Origin of the sequence: Candidatus Neomicrothrix sp. (genome assembly GCF_035329545.1) — a bacterium.
GTDB lineage: Bacteria > Actinomycetota > Acidimicrobiia > Acidimicrobiales > Microtrichaceae > Microthrix > Microthrix subdominans.
Map to the genome: position 1 here is coordinate 15,797 of NZ_DAOLGP010000010.1, position 15,599 is coordinate 31,395.

13 protein-coding genes are annotated in these 15,599 nt (G+C 69.2%); 8 read left to right on the top strand and 5 right to left on the bottom strand.

Going from position 1 to position 15,599, the window contains the following annotated elements:
- Nucleotide 1 precedes the first annotated feature (1 nt).
- Nucleotides 2–1,375 carry an aspartate aminotransferase family protein gene (locus tag PKD89_RS07695; RefSeq protein ID WP_289012478.1) on the top strand — a complete coding sequence of 458 codons (1,374 nt, stop codon included), beginning with the start codon at nucleotides 2–4 and terminating at the stop codon, nucleotides 1,373–1,375.
- 13 nt (nucleotides 1,376–1,388) lie between these two features.
- Nucleotides 1,389–1,874: an Lrp/AsnC family transcriptional regulator gene (locus PKD89_RS07700; RefSeq protein ID WP_287379391.1), complete on the top strand. Its 486-nt coding sequence runs from the start codon at nucleotides 1,389–1,391 to the stop codon at nucleotides 1,872–1,874.
- An 18-nt stretch (nucleotides 1,875–1,892) separates the two neighbouring features.
- Here PKD89_RS07700 and PKD89_RS07705 read toward each other — a convergent pair whose 3' ends face one another.
- From PKD89_RS07705 to PKD89_RS07715, 3 genes are read right to left on the bottom strand one after another with little or no spacing between them, the layout of a single operon-like run.
- Nucleotides 1,893–3,275, bottom strand: coding sequence for an NAD(P)/FAD-dependent oxidoreductase (locus PKD89_RS07705; protein WP_289012477.1), 1,383 nt, complete (start codon nucleotides 3,273–3,275; stop codon nucleotides 1,893–1,895).
- 50 nt (nucleotides 3,276–3,325) lie between these two features.
- Entirely contained in the window at nucleotides 3,326–4,561 is a 1,236-nt protein-coding gene (locus PKD89_RS07710) for an aspartate aminotransferase family protein (RefSeq protein ID WP_289012476.1), read from the bottom strand.
- 44 nt (nucleotides 4,562–4,605) lie between these two features.
- Nucleotides 4,606–6,066 (bottom strand): HAD-IB family hydrolase, encoded by a 1,461-nt coding sequence (locus PKD89_RS07715; protein WP_289012475.1) that lies wholly within the window; start codon nucleotides 6,064–6,066, stop codon nucleotides 4,606–4,608.
- Nucleotides 6,067–6,174: 108 nt separating this feature from the next.
- Here PKD89_RS07715 and PKD89_RS07720 point away from each other — a divergent pair, with 108 nt between their 5' ends.
- The 4 genes from PKD89_RS07720 to PKD89_RS07735 all read left to right on the top strand — a co-directional run bounded on the left by PKD89_RS07720 (nucleotide 6,175) and on the right by PKD89_RS07735 (nucleotide 11,510).
- Entirely contained in the window at nucleotides 6,175–7,236 is a 1,062-nt protein-coding gene (locus PKD89_RS07720) for a matrixin family metalloprotease (RefSeq protein WP_289012500.1), read from the top strand.
- A gap of 574 nt (nucleotides 7,237–7,810) precedes the next feature.
- On the top strand, nucleotides 7,811–8,998 hold the full coding sequence (locus PKD89_RS07725; RefSeq protein WP_289012474.1) for a hypothetical protein: 1,188 nt from the start codon (nucleotides 7,811–7,813) through the stop codon (nucleotides 8,996–8,998).
- Nucleotides 8,999–9,280: 282 nt separating this feature from the next.
- Entirely contained in the window at nucleotides 9,281–10,210 is a 930-nt protein-coding gene (locus PKD89_RS07730) for a LysR family transcriptional regulator (protein ID WP_289012473.1), read from the top strand.
- A 22-nt stretch (nucleotides 10,211–10,232) separates the two neighbouring features.
- Nucleotides 10,233–11,510: a citrate synthase gene (locus PKD89_RS07735; protein ID WP_324332357.1), complete on the top strand. Its 1,278-nt coding sequence runs from the start codon at nucleotides 10,233–10,235 to the stop codon at nucleotides 11,508–11,510.
- 12 nt (nucleotides 11,511–11,522) lie between these two features.
- Here the strand turns inward: PKD89_RS07735 and deoD are convergent, their stop codons facing one another.
- Together deoD and PKD89_RS07745 are read right to left on the bottom strand one after the other, a co-directional pair.
- Nucleotides 11,523–12,287: a purine-nucleoside phosphorylase gene (gene deoD, locus PKD89_RS07740; RefSeq protein ID WP_289012471.1), complete on the bottom strand. Its 765-nt coding sequence runs from the start codon at nucleotides 12,285–12,287 to the stop codon at nucleotides 11,523–11,525.
- Nucleotides 12,284–13,270, bottom strand: coding sequence for an NAD(P)H-quinone oxidoreductase (locus tag PKD89_RS07745; protein ID WP_289012470.1), 987 nt, complete (start codon nucleotides 13,268–13,270; stop codon nucleotides 12,284–12,286). Before PKD89_RS07745 ends, deoD begins: the two co-directional genes overlap by 4 nt.
- 464 nt (nucleotides 13,271–13,734) lie before the next feature.
- Between PKD89_RS07745 and PKD89_RS07750 the strand changes: the two genes are divergently transcribed.
- Together PKD89_RS07750 and rlmN are read left to right on the top strand one after the other, a co-directional pair.
- Nucleotides 13,735–14,496 carry a GNAT family N-acetyltransferase gene (locus PKD89_RS07750; RefSeq protein ID WP_289012469.1) on the top strand — a complete coding sequence of 254 codons (762 nt, stop codon included), beginning with the start codon at nucleotides 13,735–13,737 and terminating at the stop codon, nucleotides 14,494–14,496.
- Nucleotides 14,493–15,575 (top strand): 23S rRNA (adenine(2503)-C(2))-methyltransferase RlmN, encoded by a 1,083-nt coding sequence (gene rlmN / locus PKD89_RS07755; protein WP_289012468.1) that lies wholly within the window; start codon nucleotides 14,493–14,495, stop codon nucleotides 15,573–15,575. Before PKD89_RS07750 ends, rlmN begins: the two co-directional genes overlap by 4 nt.
- Nucleotides 15,576–15,599: the final 24 nt, after the last annotated feature.

Sequence of the window (15,599 nt, forward strand, 5' to 3'; positions counted from 1 at the left end):
CGTGTCACGTTCAGCCAGCGAACTTCAGGAATTGTCCGCCCGTCACACCTGGGGTCACTTCTCCCAGCTTGCCCCCTCCGACCCGTCGGAGATCGCCGTGATCGACCGGGGCGAGGGTTGCTACGTGTGGGACGCCAACGGCAAGCGCTACCTGGACGGCCTGGCCGGGCTGTACACGGTGAACGCAGGCCACGGGCGCTCCTCGATCGCAGCCGCCATGGCCGAGCAGGCCGAGGCCTTGGCCTACTTTCCGCTGTGGAGCTACACCCACCCGGTGGCGATCGAGTTGGCCGCCCGGCTGGCTTCCCTGGCCCCGGGTGACCTCAACCGGGCGTTCTTCACCACCGGCGGCGGCGAGGCGGTGGAGTCGGCTTGGAAGCTGGCCCGCCAGTACCACGCTGCCCGGGGCGAGCCCAACCGCTACAAGGCGATCGCCCGCCAGACCGCCTACCACGGCACCACGATGGGGGCGCTGTCCCTCACGGGTGTTGCCGAAATCCGCGGCCTGTTCGAACCGCTCGTGCCCGGCGGCATCCACGTGGAGAACACCAACCGCTACCGATGCGCGTTCTGCGCCTCGGGGCCGGCGTGCACCCTGCAGTGCGCCGACGACATCGAACGGGCGATCCTGCGCGAGGGTGCCGACACCGTGGCCGCCGTGTTTCTCGAACCCGTGCAGAACTCGGGTGGCTGTTTCACGCCACCGCCGGGGTACTTCCAGCGGGTGCGGGAGATCTGCGATCGCTATGGCGTGCTGCTGGTGTCCGACGAGGTGATCTGCGCCTTCGGCCGCCTCGGCGCCTACTTCGGTGCCGAGCGGGTGGGTTCGGAACCCGACATGATCACCATGGCCAAGGGTCTCACCTCCGGGTACGCGCCGCTCGGCGGCGTGATGGTGTCGGATCGGGTGGCCGAGCCGTTCCTGGAGGAGGGCTCCATGTTCATGCACGGCATCACCTTCGGTGGGCATCCGGTGAGCTGCGCCGCGGCGATGGCCAACCTGGACCTGTTCGAGGCCGAGGACCTGAACGGTCGGGTCAGGTCGCACGAGGACGAGTTTCGGGCCGCACTCGACACCCTGACCGACCTGCCGGTGGTGGGTGACGTCCGGGGCATGGGCTACTTCTATGCGATCGAGCTGGTGAAGGACCGCGACACGCGGGAGACGTTCAGTGCGGCTGAGGGCGAGCGTCTGCTGCGCAAGCTGCTCTCCCCTCGACTCTTCGAGTTGGGACTGATCTGTCGGGCGGATGATCGCGGCGACCCCGTCCTCCAGCTGTCGCCGGCGCTGGTGGCCGGCACCGACGAGTTCGATCTGATCGCGGACGTGATCCGAACCGCGCTGACCGAGTCGATGGGGGCGCTTTCTGCATGACCGACATTGCAACGTGGACGATCCGGTGAACGACAACGGCACGTCCGGTCAGGTGCAGCTCGACGAGATCGACAAGGCGATCATCCGCGAGCTCCAGTTGGACGGTCGCATGAGCTACGCCCAGCTCGGCCCTGAGGTGGGCCTGTCGCAGGCCGCCGTGCGCCAGCGGGTGCAGCGATTGACCGATTCCAAGGTGATCGAGGTGGTGGCGATCACCGACCCGCTGCGCCTGGGGTTCACACTGCAGGCCATGGTGGGGGTCCGGGCCACCGGCGACCTCAAGACCCTGGCGTCGCAGCTGGCCGAGGTTGTCGAGTTCAACTACGTCGTGGTCACCTCCGGCCGCTTCGACCTGCTGCTGGAGGTGGTGTGCACTGGACCCGCCGATCTCTTGGAGCTGCTCGACACCCGGGTGCGCATGCTGGGTGGCGTGGTCAGCACCGAGGTGTTCACCTACCTCCACCTCGAGAAGCAGTCCTACGCCTGGGGCGCCCGGTAGCCAACCCCTCGCACCACCTCAGCTGTCGAAGCCGACCCCGGCGGCATCGAGCAGCCGAAGCCAGGGCCCGCGGCGCCCATCGTTGCGGTCGGCCTTGGCGATCGCCCGTCGGGTGAGCGTGATGCCCGCCCAACGCACCGGTTCCGGCGGCCACGGCACCGGCGGCCGGCGCACCATGGCCAGCCGGGTGCGCTCGGTGTCGGCGCCGGCCAGCAGGTCCAGCGCCACCCTGGAGGCGAACCGGGTCGCCCCCACCCCCAGCCCGGTGTAGCCCACCGCCCAGGCCACGCGGTCGTCCCAGCGCGAGCCCGTCGTGAACGCAAACCGGGTGGTCGTGCCGATCGGCCCGCCCCAGCGGTGGCTGATGCGCACGCCCTCCAGCTGCGGGAAGCACCCCAGCAGCTGGGCGGCCAGCATCGACTCGGTGGGTTGGTTGGCCTCCACCGCCGGGCCGAGCTTGCCGCCGTAGTGGTAGATGGCGTCGTAGCCGCCCCACAGCACCCGGTCGTCGGGGGTGAGCCGGAAGTAGTGAAACTGGTTGGCGGCGTCGCCGATGCCCTGGCGGTTGGCCCAGCCCAGCGACTGGCGCTGTGCGGCGGTGAGCGGTTCGGTCACCAGCACGTGGTCGTACACCGGCACCACCTGGTGGCGGATGGCGGGCACCAGGCCGGGAAACGCGTTGGTCGCCACCAGCGCCTTGCCCGCCTCCACCCGCAGCCCGTGCCCCCGCACCGCCACGCCGGCGTCGGTGCGTTCCAGCCCCTCGGCTGAGGTGTGATCCGCCAGACGTCCACCGCGCCGCACCAGCGCCGCCCGTAACCCGGCCACCAGGCGTCCAGGGTCGAGCAACCCCACGTTGTCGTGGCGCCAGATGCCACCGACGAACGTCGGCGAGGCCACCTCGGCCTGCACGGCGTCGCGGTCGAGCACGGTCACCCGCTCCCCCGCCTGTTCCAACAACGCCACCCCGCCGAGCAGGTCCTCCAGCTGCCACGGGGCGTTGGCCACGTCCAGCTCACCGACCGGCTCCCAGCGGGCGTCGATCTCGTGGCGTTCCAGATCGGCGAGCAGTCCCTGGAGATTCTCGTTTCCCAGCCGGTGCAGCGTGGGGTAGTCGTCCGGCCAGTGCGACATGCCGTTGGCAGTGCCGTGGGTGATCGAGGAGTCGCAAAACCCGCCGTTGCGCCCCGAGGCCCCATCGCCGGGGCCGGAGGCATCGATCACCAACACGTCACGGCCCGGGTCGCCGTCCAGCGCCTGATGGGCCGCCCACAGGCCGGTGAAACCAGCGCCGATGATCACCAGATCGGCCCGGTGGTGGCCCCGAAGCGGGGGCTGGGGCGGCAGCGGGACCTCCGGACGGCTCAGCCAGAACGGTGCCAGCTCGGCATCGGCCAGCATGGCCCTGACCGTCGCATCTCCGGGGTTGGGACCCGTCGAAGCGCCCACGGTCAGGCTTGCGCTTCGGCCAGGTCGGCCAGCGCCTTGCGGGTGGTGTCGACGATGAGGTCGAGGTCGTCGTCGCCGATCACCAACGGTGGGCAGAACGCCACGGTCGACGCCGGGATCGGCCGGGGGATCACCCCAGCGGCCAGCATGTGGTCGCGCACCGCCGCCGGGGTCACCCCGTCGCCCAGGCCCAGCGCCCACACGCCGTCGGTCCCGCGCAGTTCGCAGGCCAGGCCCTCGTCCACGAGCGCACCGAGCGCAGGGCCGAGGCGGTCGCCGATGCGAACCGCCCGCTCGAGCAAGCCCTCATCCTCGATGATCGCCAGGTTGGCCAGCGCTGCGGCGCACACCGTGGGGTGCCCCGAGTAGGTGAAGCCGTGGCGCAGCATGCGGGTGTCGTCGGCCTCGAGCACGGCGTTGACCTTTTCGCTGGTGAGCACGCCGCCCAGCGGCAGATAGCCCGACGTGGCGCCCTTGGCGAAGCACATGAGGTCGGGGGTCACCTGGTAGCGCTGGGCTCCCCACCAGTGACCGAGCCGGCCGAAACCGCTGACCACCTCGTCGAAGATGAGCAAAGCGCCGTGCTCATCGCACAACGCCCGCAGACCCTCCAGGTAACCGGGCTGGGGAGGGTACACGCCTGCGGCGCCCTGGAGCGGCTCGGTGATCACCGCGGCGACGCGGCCCTCGTAGGCGGCAAACAGCTCCTTCACCTGGGCCAGATCGTCGGCCTCGACGTGCACGACGTCGGCCAACAACTCGCCCCACCCCTCGCGGTTGGCGGGCAGCCCCTGCGCGGTGGTGCCGCCGTAGCCAACCCCGTGGTAGGCCCGTTGACGAGCGATGACCACCCGTCGTTCGGGTTGGTCCTGCCACGCCCAGTAGAGCCGGCTGAGCTTGAGCGCTGTCTCCACCGCCCCGGAGCCCGAGTCGGTGAGAAAAACCCGGGTGTCCGGCATCGGCGAGCGTTCCGCCAGTGCCGCGCAGAGCCGCTCGGCAGGGTCGTTCGTGAACATCTCGAAGGTGTGAAACGCCTCCAGCGCACCCATCTGCGCGGCGACCGCCTCTGCGATCTCGAGTCGACCGTGGCCCACCTGGCAATACCACAGCGAGGCCATGGCATCGACGTAGCGGTTGCCGTCGTCGTCCCACACCGCGGCGCCCTCACCGCGCACGATGTTGACGAACTCATCGGCGGCTGGCCGAGCGAACGGATGCAGAAACGCGGTCTTGGCCATCACACTCCTCTTAGGTCACGCCTCAATGACTGATCGGTGGTTCGTCAGTCGGTGCCGGGCCGGCGGTCGGCCTCATGGTCGCCGTCGGTCTCGATCCGTCCCGAGGGATAGGTGGAGGCCAGCTCCTCCTCGCTGGGCTCGTACGCGTGGCGGGCCTCGGCGGGCAACAGGTCGACCAGCGCGTCCATGATGCGCTCGGTGTCGCGCGCAGGGGAGCGGTATTTGAGGTCGACCGGGCGGCCCACCCGCAGGCGCACCGTCGGCGGCGACAAGACGTTCCATACGTGGGGCAGCTTGGAACTGCGGGGCCAGACGTGCTCGGTGCCCCACACGCCGATGGGTATCACCGGCGCCTTGGACGCCTTGGCCAACTGGGCGGCCCCCCAACGGCCCTTGAGCTCGGGATCGAAGAACGCCTGACCGCGCGGGATGGTGCCCTGAGGCATCAGCGCCACCACCTCCCCCGCCGCCAACGCCTCCTCGGCGGCGGCCAACGGTTCGTCGGAGCCGCTGCCCCGCTCCACCCGGATGCCGCCCATCGCCTTGGCGAACTCGCCGACCACCGGGGCGTCGAACACCTCCTTCTTTCCCAGGAAGCGCACCGGACGACCCGCTTTGGCCAAAAGGACCCCGACGGCGATCGGGTCGAAGTAGGAGCGGTGATTGCCGACGATCAGCGCCGGACCCTCCTTGGGCAACAGGTCGACCCCATCGATGTCGAAGCGCACGTAGGGGAAGAACTCGCTACGCACCAGCTGGAACAACACCTGCTGGGGCTCGACGCCGAGAAACTTGGGCACCCCGGGCGGTGCGTCCAGGTGAATCTGGGGCCACCCCTTGGCGATCGCCAGCAGCGCCAAGCGCGGGTCGGGGTTGACCGCCACCCCATGGCCGACAGCGCCGAGCAGGTGCTGGTCGTAGTAGCTGTCCGAATAGGCGTAGCTGGCGTCGAGATCGACGCCGTGGTCCTCGGCCCAGTCGGCCACCGCCTCGAGCTTGCCCCGCCCCCATACGTAATGGCCGTCCACCCGGCCGGTGAACTTGCCGTCGACGGCCTCGTAGCGGGTGGCGATCACGCCGTCGAGGCCGAGCGCTTCGGCCAAGGGCTCCACCAGGTCAAACGGGGTGGTCGTCGCCATCACCATCGGACGGCCGGCCGCCCGATGCTCGTCGAAGAGTTGGTGAGCCCACGGCTGGAGGATCTCGACCAGGTGCGGGGCGGCCCACTCGGCGGCCTCGCGCACCTTGGCCCGGGGCCAGCCCTTGGTGGCCCGCACGCCCTGACGGGTGATGAACATCGCGGGCAGGGTCTCTCCGATCGTGTCGAAGATGCCGAAGACGACATCTTCGATCGCCGTGCGGCGAGGGCCCAGACCCACCCGGCGAAGCGCTTCGCCGTAGACACGGCCCGAGGCACCGCGCAGCAGCGTTCGGTCGAGGTCAAAGAACGCCGCCCCACGAGGGGCGTCGGGGGCGGGGTCGGACCGATCAGGTGTAGCAGCCATCGGTGGCAAGCTACCCGAACGGTCCGGCGTTCATTGCCCGAAGTGCTCGACGGACGGTCGGGCGAGGACCGGTGTGCAACCGCCTTCGGTAGCCTTGCCCCGGTGACCATGACCCCACCAGGAGGCGGCTGGCCCCCCGATGAGCAGTCGGCGGAGCGTATGCGGCGCCAGCGCGCACTGGCCGAACGGCTCGCCGAGCAACAACGCCTCGACGCGTACCGACGCCAAGTCCACGCCGAGTTCGGGGCGCATGCGGATGACCATGCCGGCTCGGGCCACAGGGGACAACGACGGCGCAGGGCAGGACGGCGCCAACGGCGATCGGGAAACCGGTTCGTTGCCATGCTCGCCGTCGTGGCGCTCGTCGCCGGGGTGCTCACGGCCGAGCGCTGGAGCGACTCGGGTGCGGGCGGCATCGGTTGGACCGGATCCGGCACGGTGTTCGGCCAGCGAACGACGGCGGAGGGGCGCCCCTCTCCTCCATCCGACGCCAGCGACACTCCGCTGGGCAACCCGCCGCCACGGCCACAACCCGGCGGCAGCTACGCGTTTGTGCAGATGCGACCCGACGCCCCCGATAAGCCGGTGACGTATGACCCGTGCCGCACCATCCGCTACGTCGTCAACGACGCGGCGGCCCCGCCCGGAGCCGACGTCATGCTCGCCCAGGCGATCGATGCGACGAGCGCCGCTACCGGCTTGGTGTTCGAATACTCAGGTACAACTGACGAGGCGCCGGACGTGAAGCGGGAGGCCTACCAGCCCGATCGCTACGGCGACCAATGGGCCCCGGTGGTGATCGGCTGGACAACGCCCGAACAGCAGCCGGACCTCGCTGGCGCAGTCGCTGGGCAGGGTGGTAGCGCCTGGCTGGAGGTCGACGACGTCGACGTCGACGGGCGACGCGTGACCACCGCAATTTTCGTCACCGGCGTGATCGCCCTCGATGGCCCGCAGATCGAGATGATCGCCCGCGAGAGCCCGCAGGGCGTCGCGGCCGCCCGGGCTGTGGTGCTCCACGAGTTGGGCCACGTGGTCGGGCTCCAGCACGTCAACGACCCCACCGAGCTGATGAACCCCGAGAACAGCGCCGGGGTGACCGACTTCGCCGCAGGGGATCTCCTGGGCCTCAACGAGCTGGGTCGGGGGCCCTGCACCCCCGAGATCTGAGACTCCGCGCCCCGGCTCGGCCTCAGCACATACAACCCACCCGCTCGCGCTCCGTCAGGGTGGTGAACCGCAGGTGGCCACAGAGGTGGGGCCCTCTATGCCTCGTGCAACCGCCGCTACCACATAACAGCGAGGACTCGGCACGCCGCCTGTCGGCCACGGCCAGTAATCAGGAGCGTCGATGAGCCCGAGCCGACCAGGTTGAATCTTGCCGAGAGCCTCGTTCGTCACGTCAGCCAAGTGCCAGCGTGTTCCAGTGCCCCGCTGCAGGTACACGCGGTAGTGGGTGACGCCTTGGCTGGCAGGCGAGGGGACCCAGGTCACAGCGACCTCGCCGCTGCCGCCTCCTGGGGACACAGTCACGCCTGTGACCGCATCCGGCTGATCACAACACCTGATGCGGGAAACGAGACGGCTCAGACGGTCCACGTGGACAACCCTATGACGCTCCAAGTCAGCACGCCCCCCGATTCTTCGCCATGGTTCAGGACCGGCGAGACCGACTACCCCACCCGGGCTTTGCCAGGGAGGGGTAGTCGACTGACGAACCCAGCACCCCAGTAGGGTCCAGGGCGTGGTACTCCCCGATCCAGACGATCCCCGGTGGCGGGCGGACCCGACGGGTCCCTCCGGCTCCCCCGCCCCCGAGACGCAAGCGCCCGTCGAGCTCTCCGCAGAGGAGCGCCAGCGGCAGGCCGACCGCCTGCAACGCAAGCACGCACTTCAGGAACGGCTGAACACAAGCGGTGACGAGTCGGCGCCGAGGGTCCGGGGTGCCTGGGGCACAGCCGAAGGATCTGACGACGGGCCCGACGAGAGGCTCTCGGACGAGCCGCCAGCCCGACGCCGGCCATGGCTGCGCCGGGTGGCCTTCGCCACCGCCGCAGCGCTCCTCGCGTCGGGGGCGGCCCTCCTCATCATGACGGTCTCCGCCGGCACCAACCCGCTCGAGCGACGGGGAACCGATGGGAAGGCCGCAGCGGACGGAGCCGGATCGACGCCCGCCTCCGTTGGATGGGCGGGAGGCGACGCGGTCGTTCAGCAGGCCGACCCGATCGACCTGCCGACACCTGCTCCGAACCCGGCCGGCGACCCGAAACCGCTCGGCACACCGCCGCCGATACCCACCGAAGCAGGGAACTATCGGTTTCTTGCCCGGCAACCCACCTCCGATCAACCGGTCGCCTTCGATCCATGCCGAACGATCCGCTACCTGGTGAACGACGCCGATGCGCCGCCGGGAGGCGACAAAGTGATCGTCGACGCGCTGACGGACGTCAGCGCCGCCACCGGGCTGGTCTTCGAACCGCTGGGGCGGACCGACACCGCACTGTCGACCGTCAGCGAGACCGTCAAAGGCGCAGACGGCCGCTGGTCACCCGTTGTCATCGCTTGGACCAACCCGACCGCCGAACCACGCCTGGCCGACGACGTGGTGGGGTTCGCCGGTGGCACCCGACTCAAGGTGCAAACCCCGTCCGCCACCGACGGGACCGTGCAGCAAACGGACGTCTACGTCTCCGGTGTCATTGCGCTGGACGGGCCCCAGATCGCCGGCATCCTCGACTACTCCCCTAACGGACGCGCCGAGGCCGTCGCCGTGGTGAAGCACGAGGCCGCTCACCTGGTCGGCCTCGACCACGTCGACGATCCCAGCGAGATCATGAACCCACGCGGATCCGCGCTGGTCACGGACTTCGGTCCCGGCGACCTCCGGGGCCTCAACCAACTGGGGCGAGGGCCCTGCGTCCCCGAGGCCTAAGCAAGCGACGACACCATTCGTGCGAACCATGAAGGATCGGGCTTTGTCCACCCGATCCGACCCCAAAAAGAACTGAAGGGCCAGCGGGGGGGCCGGCCCTTCAGTGGGAACCGCGGTACGGGGGGACGTAACCGTCGGTTGACAGAGCCGAGGAGAAGAGGGGGGAATTTGTTCCCCTCGGCGTCTTGATATGGACACGATAAACCGGAGCAAGCAATCCGGCAAGCAGTTTAGGCAGATATCTTACATCGTAATTAGTGATAGCCGGAGTAGGGTGCCCCGGTGGACATCAAACAACTCCGGGCGGTCAGTGCCGTTGGCGCCCATCGCAGCTTCTCGGGCGCAGCACGGGCGCTCTCGACCGTGCAGTCGAACATCTCGGCGCACGTCGCCCGGCTGGAACGGGAGCTGGGCGTCACGCTGATCGAGCGGGAGACCAACGAGCTGACACCCGAGGGGCAGGTGGTGGCGGCGCGTACCCAGCGCATCGAGACCGAGCTGGAGGCCCTTGCCTCCGACCTGGCCGCCCTGCGCGACGAGGTTGTGGGACAGGTTCGCGTGGGCATGATCGGCACGACGGCCCGGTGGTTGGTGCCGCTGCTCCTCGACCACCTCTCTGTGGCCCACCCCGGCATTCACGTCACCCTGCTGGACGGCACCACGTCGGTGCTCCTGCCCCGGGTGGTCGAGGGCGACCTCGATCTGGCGGTCGTTTCCGAGTCATCCCACGACCCCGCCGTGTCGATGGTGTCGCTCTTCGCCGAAGACCTGGTGCTGGTCGTCGGCGTCGCCCATCCGCTGGCCGGGCGTTCGCGCGTTTCGGTGGTCGATCTCGACGGCTGGGAGGTGATCCTCGACGTGCCCGGTAGCCGTTTCCGGGCGTTACTCGACGCCCGCTGCGCCGCCGCCGGCGTCGAGTTGTTGCCCAAGGCCGAGATCGAGGGATTGCGGTTGATCGCCTCGCTGGCCTTCTCGGGCTTTGGCGCCGCCGTCCTGCCCGCATCGGCCGCCCCTTATGGCGGCAGCCAGGACTGGGTCGCCATCCCGTTCGACGACATCGCCGGACGGACGGTGGGCCTGGCCCAGCGCCGCCCGGGGATGCCCTCGGCTGCGGCGCGTACCGTCGCCGAGGCGATCGTTGAGGTGGTGACCGCCTCCGCAGCCCACCAGGGCGGCATCCGCGCCCGAACATCTGGCGCAGGTGCCTCGTGACGGACGGCGCACGCTCGATACGATGGCCGACGTGACCGACTCCATCACCATCACCGACAACCGCAGCGGCGAATCCGTTGACATTCCCATCGACAAGGGTGGGGTCGCCTCCAAACCCTGGAACGACCTCATGCCCGGGGTGTGGTTCAACGACCCGTCCTTCGGAACGACCGCGTCGGCCGACTCGGAAGTGACCGAGCTCGACGGCATCAACGGCATCCTGCGCTACCGCGGCTATCCGATCGAGCAGCTCGCCGAGCGCTCGTCGTATCTGGAGGTGGCATACCTGCTGGTCAACGGCGAACTGCCAACCGCCGAGGAGTTCGAGACCTGGCGCTACGAGATCACCCACCACACCTTCATCCACGAGAACGTCCGCAAGAAGTTCCTGGAAGGGTTCCACCACGACGCCCACCCGATGGGCATTCTGGTGGCGACGGTCGCAGCACTGTCCACCTTCTACCCGGAGGCCAAGGACATCTTCGATCCTGAGGTGCGCCGCAAGCAGATCGTGCGCCTGATCGCCAAGATGCCAACCATCGCCGCCGGTGCCTTTCGCTTCAGCCGCGGCATGCCCTTCGTCTACCCGGACAACTCGCTCGACTTTTCGGCCAACTTCCTGTCGATGCTGTTCAAGACCGCCGAGCCCCGCTACGACGCCAACCCGGTGCTGGCCAAGGCGCTTGACGTGTTGTTCATCCTGCACGCCGACCACGAGCAAAACTGTTCGACCACGGCCATGCGCACCGTCGGCTCGGCCCACGCCGACCCCTACGTGGCCACCGCCGCAGCGGCGGCCGCGCTGTACGGGCCCCGTCACGGCGGCGCCAACGAAGCCGTGCTGCGCATGCTCGAGCGCATCGGCTCGATCGACAACGTCCCCGAGTTCATCAAGCGGGTCAAGGAAGGCGAAGAGCGCCTGATGGGCTTCGGCCACCGGGTCTATAAGAACTTCGACCCACGGGCCACGATCATCAAGCGCACCGCGTACGAGGTGTTCGACGTCACCGGCAAGAGCCCGCTGCTCGACATCGCCCTGAAGCTCGAGGAGGTGGCGCTGGCCGACAACTACTTCGTCGACCGCAAGCTCTACCCCAACGTCGACTTCTACTCGGGCCTGATCTATCAGGCGATGGACTTTCCGATGGACATGTTCACCGTGCTCTTCGCCATCCCCCGCACCGCCGGCTGGCTGGCGCACTACAGCGAGCTGCTCGATCAGGATCAGCGCATCATCCGGCCCCGCCAGGTGTACATCGGCGCCGACGCACGCGACTACGTCCCCTTCTCGATCCGCTGACCGAACGGCTCCCTACCGGAGGGCCGCCCCGGCGATCGCGTCGAGGGCGGCCACCGCCATGGTGGAGAACCCCACCTGACGTTCCTCCGGGCTGAGGTGGGTGTCGTCGCCCAGGTGGTCCGACACCGTCATGATCGCTGCCGCCGCCACCCCCTTGGCGGCGGCGACGCCGAAGAGCCCGGCCGCTTCCATCTCAACCGCCAGATGGCCGGTCGCCCCTAAGCGCTCCATCTCCTCGGGTGGCTGCCCGTAGAAGGTGTCGGAGGTGAATACCCGTCCCACCCGCACGCTTGGGCCCGGGCCGTCACCCCCCCGTCCGCCCGCCGGGTCGGCAGCGGCAACCGCCGCCTCGGCGGCCTCGACCACGGCGCAGGTGAGGCGGAAGTCGGGCGTTGCGGCAAAGTCGTAACCCGCCACCAGGCGGCGGTTGACGCCGGAGTCGGTCGAGGCGCCCGAGACGACGATCACATCCCGCAGGGCGACGTCATCGCTCAGGGCGCCACACGAGCCGATCCGCACGAGGTTCTCGACCTCGTAGTGGCGGACGAGCTCGGTGGCATAGATCGATATCGACGGCACGCCCATGCCGGTGCCCATCACCGACACCTCGGAGCCCTCCCAGGTGCCGGTGTAACCGAGGATCCCTCGGATCGAGGTGACCTCGACGGCGCCGCTCAACAGCTCGTTGGCAACCCAGCGGGCCCGCAGCGGATCCCCCGGGAGCAGAACCGACGGGGCGAACGCCCCGTCTGGGGCGGCAATGTGCGGGGTGCTCACCGGCCGGCCCCGACCGTGATCAGCACCTTGCCCACGTTGGCGTTGGCCTCCATGTGCTCGTGCGCAACTGCGATGTCGTCCATCGCAAACGTCGTGTCGATCACCGGGCGGAGCTCCCCGCTGTCGAACAGGGGCAACAGCTCGAGGGCCACCCGCTGGGCGAGCGCAGCCTTCTCCTCGGCGGGACGGGAGCGCAGCACGGTGCCGATCAGGGCGACCCGCTTCATCATCAGCGCCCCGAGGTTGATCTCACCGCTGCCGCCCGCCATCGTGCCCACCTGAACGATTCGGGCGCCGGTGCCGGCCACCTTGAGGTTGGCGGCAAGGGTGTCGGCTCCGACGACGTCGAGCACGGTGTGCACGCCGCCGGGGCCGGTGGCAGCCTTGGCCCGGGCGACCGGATCGTCGTTGCGGTAGTCGACGACCACGTCGGCCCCAAGGCGCCGGCACGCCTCCAGCTTGTGCTCGGAGGCGGTGGCGATCACCCGGGCGCCGATCGCTTTGGCGATCTGGATGGCGGCGGTGCCCACGCCCGAGGCGCCGGCGTGGATGAACGCCCAGCGACCGGAGGTGAGCCCGCCCTGGACAACCAAGGCGTCGAAGGCGGTCAGGAACGCCTCGGGAATCGCAGCCGCATCGGGCAGGCCGATCTTCTCGGGCACTGCCATCACCTGGCGTTCGTCGACCACAATCTGTTCGGCGTAGGCGCCACCGCCGACGATCCCCATGACGGGGTCGCCGACCGACCACTGCGTCACCCGCTCACCGAGCGACACAATCGTGCCGGCGTACTCCATGCCCGGGATCTCATGGCTCATCGGCGGGCCGGGGTACAGCCCACGACGCTGCAACAGGTCGGCCCGATTGAGGGCGGTGGCGGCCACATCGACGATCACCTCGGTCGGCCCGGGCGATGGGTCCGGCACCTCCTCGATCGCCAGCACTTCGGGGCCACCATGGGTTCTCAGCACGACTGCACGCATGGCGGCGATGCTAGGACGTCGGGGGCGATGCTAGGACGTCGGGGGCGGCCGCTTGCCGCCCGAACGAGCAGGTACCTGCGCGGTGTCTGCCAAAACATGTGCCAAAAAGAGACTGGAGCCCCCGAGGGGGCTCCAGTGAGCGCAACGGGTGGCGGGATCCCGATGACGCCATGTGGCCAGGCGGCGGAGCCTGGCCAAGCCCGGAAGCTACTGAGGTTACGATTTGATGTCCACTTCACTCCGGTGTCGAGCCCACACGGAGAGTGACCAAAAGAGAGCAGATGGCGAACTACCAGCGCCTTCCTTGGTCGATCTATCCCAGTCCCCCTAGGTTTGCCACCATTTTGACCACCAAACGTGAGGTTGACCATGATTGTGCCTTGCGTCACATTTACAGGACTGTCACGTACGGCATCGGAAGCCGGCGGGCGGCGCGTTCCACATTCCCCGCCTAACCTGGAGTGGTGAGTTCCCCGATCCGCCACTGCGAGAACGACGACGCCGGTGCCCGGCTGACCTACGAGGCGATCGATTTCGATGATGCGGCGCAACGGGACTGGCTTGTGGCCGACCTGCGCCGCGCAGCCGACGACCCCGGCACCGAACGACCCCAATGGTGGATCGAGGCCCCCGACGACGCCGCCGACAACATCGCGGCAGCCGCCGGTTGGGAACGGGTGCGCACGCTGGTGCAACTGCGCCGCCCACTCCCCCTCGACCCACCGCCCCAGGTCCCGGGCCTCCGGACCTTCGACGCCGATCGCGACATCGATGCCTGGCTGGCACTCAACAACGAGGCGTTCGCCTGGCACCCCGACCAGGGCCATCAGAAACGCGCCGGCCTGGCGATCGAGCTGGCGGCGCCCTGGGTCGACTTCGAGGGGTTTTTTGTCGTCGATGCCCTCCCCGACGAGAGCGCCAACGACGGCACCGACCAGGGCGGCGGTCTCGATGGCTTCTGCTGGACCAAGTTTCATCCTGCCGACGGCGACGACCCGTCGTTGGGGGAGGTGTATGTGATCGCCACCGCTGCCCATGCCAGGGGGCGGGGCCTGGGGCGGGCCCTCGTCGAGGTGGGCATGGATCACCAGCATCGGGTGCGCGGCGCCGAGGTGGCCATGCTGTGGACCGAGGCCGACAACGAGGCGGCGCTCGGCCTGTACGAGGCGATGGGCTACGCCATCCACCACACCAACGTCGCCTACGCACCGGTCCCCGACCGATGAGCCCCCGAAGCACCGTCGTCGGCCCCTACGACCTCGACCGAGACGGCCTCGCCGACTGGCTCGCTGCGGGATCGGAGCGGCGCGGGAACGCGCCGTCGTACCGGGTCGATCAGCTCTGGGACGGCCTCTACGTGCAGGGTGGCCCGCCCGAGAACTGGAGCAACCTGCCCAAGGCGCTGCGCCAACGCTTCGCCGAGGAACTGCCGCCCGCCCTCACCGAGGTGCGCCGCAGCACCGGAGACGGGGGCGACACAGTGAAGTGGTTGTGGGCGCTGCATGACGGAGCCACGATCGAAACCGTCCTGATGGTCTACGACGACCGGGCGACGGTGTGCGTCTCCAGCCAGGCGGGCTGCGCCATGGCCTGTGGGTTCTGCGCCACCGGCCAGGATGGCTTCACCCGCCACCTCAGCGTCGGCGAGATCGTCGAGCAGGTGATGGTGGCACGGCACGTTTCACCTCGGCGCGTCTCCAACGTCGTCTTCATGGGGATGGGGGAACCGCTGGCCAACTACGGCCCCACCGTCGCGACGCTCCGGCGGCTGCGCGACGACGTCGGGCTCTCGGCGCGCCACCTGACCGTGTCGACGGTCGGCATGGTGCCCGCCATCCGCAGGCTGGCATCCGAAGAGCTGCCGGTCGGCCTGGCGATCTCGGTCCACGCCGCCACCGATGCGCTGCGCGACGAGCTGGTGCCGATCAACCGCCGCCACAACCTCGAATCGCTCGTCGATGCCGCCATCGACTGGCGTGAGCAGACCGGGCGCCGCGTGAGCTTCGAATGGGCGCTGATCGACGGCGTCAACGACACGCCCGAGCAGCTCGATGCGCTGATCGAATTGGCCGACCAGGCCCGAGCCCACGTCAATTTCATCCCGCTCAACCCAACCCCGGGCTGGCCGACCAAGGGCACGCCCCCGGCCGGGGTTCGTTTCGCGCGCGAGCGCCTGGCCCGGGCGGGCATCACCGTCACCGTGCGCGACACCCGGGGCGACGACATCGACGCCGCCTGCGGCCAGCTGGCATCGCGCACCCGTGGCGAATCGGCTGTGGCCCTCGCCGCCCCCCACCGACGCTGAGCTCCCCCCGCCGCTGAGCGACCG

Excerpts from the sequence above, each read along its gene's own strand:
- PKD89_RS07715 (WP_289012475.1), bottom strand. The coding sequence starts at position 6,066 with ATGGCTGCTACACCTGATCGGTCCGACCCCGCCCCCGACGCCCCTCGT.
- PKD89_RS07720 (WP_289012500.1), top strand. The coding sequence starts at position 6,175 with ATGACCCCACCAGGAGGCGGCTGGCCCCCCGATGAGCAGTCGGCGGAG.
- PKD89_RS07745 (WP_289012470.1), bottom strand. The coding sequence starts at position 13,270 with ATGCGTGCAGTCGTGCTGAGAACCCATGGTGGCCCCGAAGTGCTGGCG.
- rlmN (WP_289012468.1), top strand. The coding sequence starts at position 14,493 with ATGAGCCCCCGAAGCACCGTCGTCGGCCCCTACGACCTCGACCGAGAC.
- PKD89_RS07735 (WP_324332357.1), top strand. The coding sequence starts at position 10,233 with ATGGCCGACGTGACCGACTCCATCACCATCACCGACAACCGCAGCGGC.
- PKD89_RS07705 (WP_289012477.1), bottom strand. The coding sequence starts at position 3,275 with ATGCTGGCCGATGCCGAGCTGGCACCGTTCTGGCTGAGCCGTCCGGAG.
- PKD89_RS07710 (WP_289012476.1), bottom strand. The coding sequence starts at position 4,561 with ATGGCCAAGACCGCGTTTCTGCATCCGTTCGCTCGGCCAGCCGCCGAT.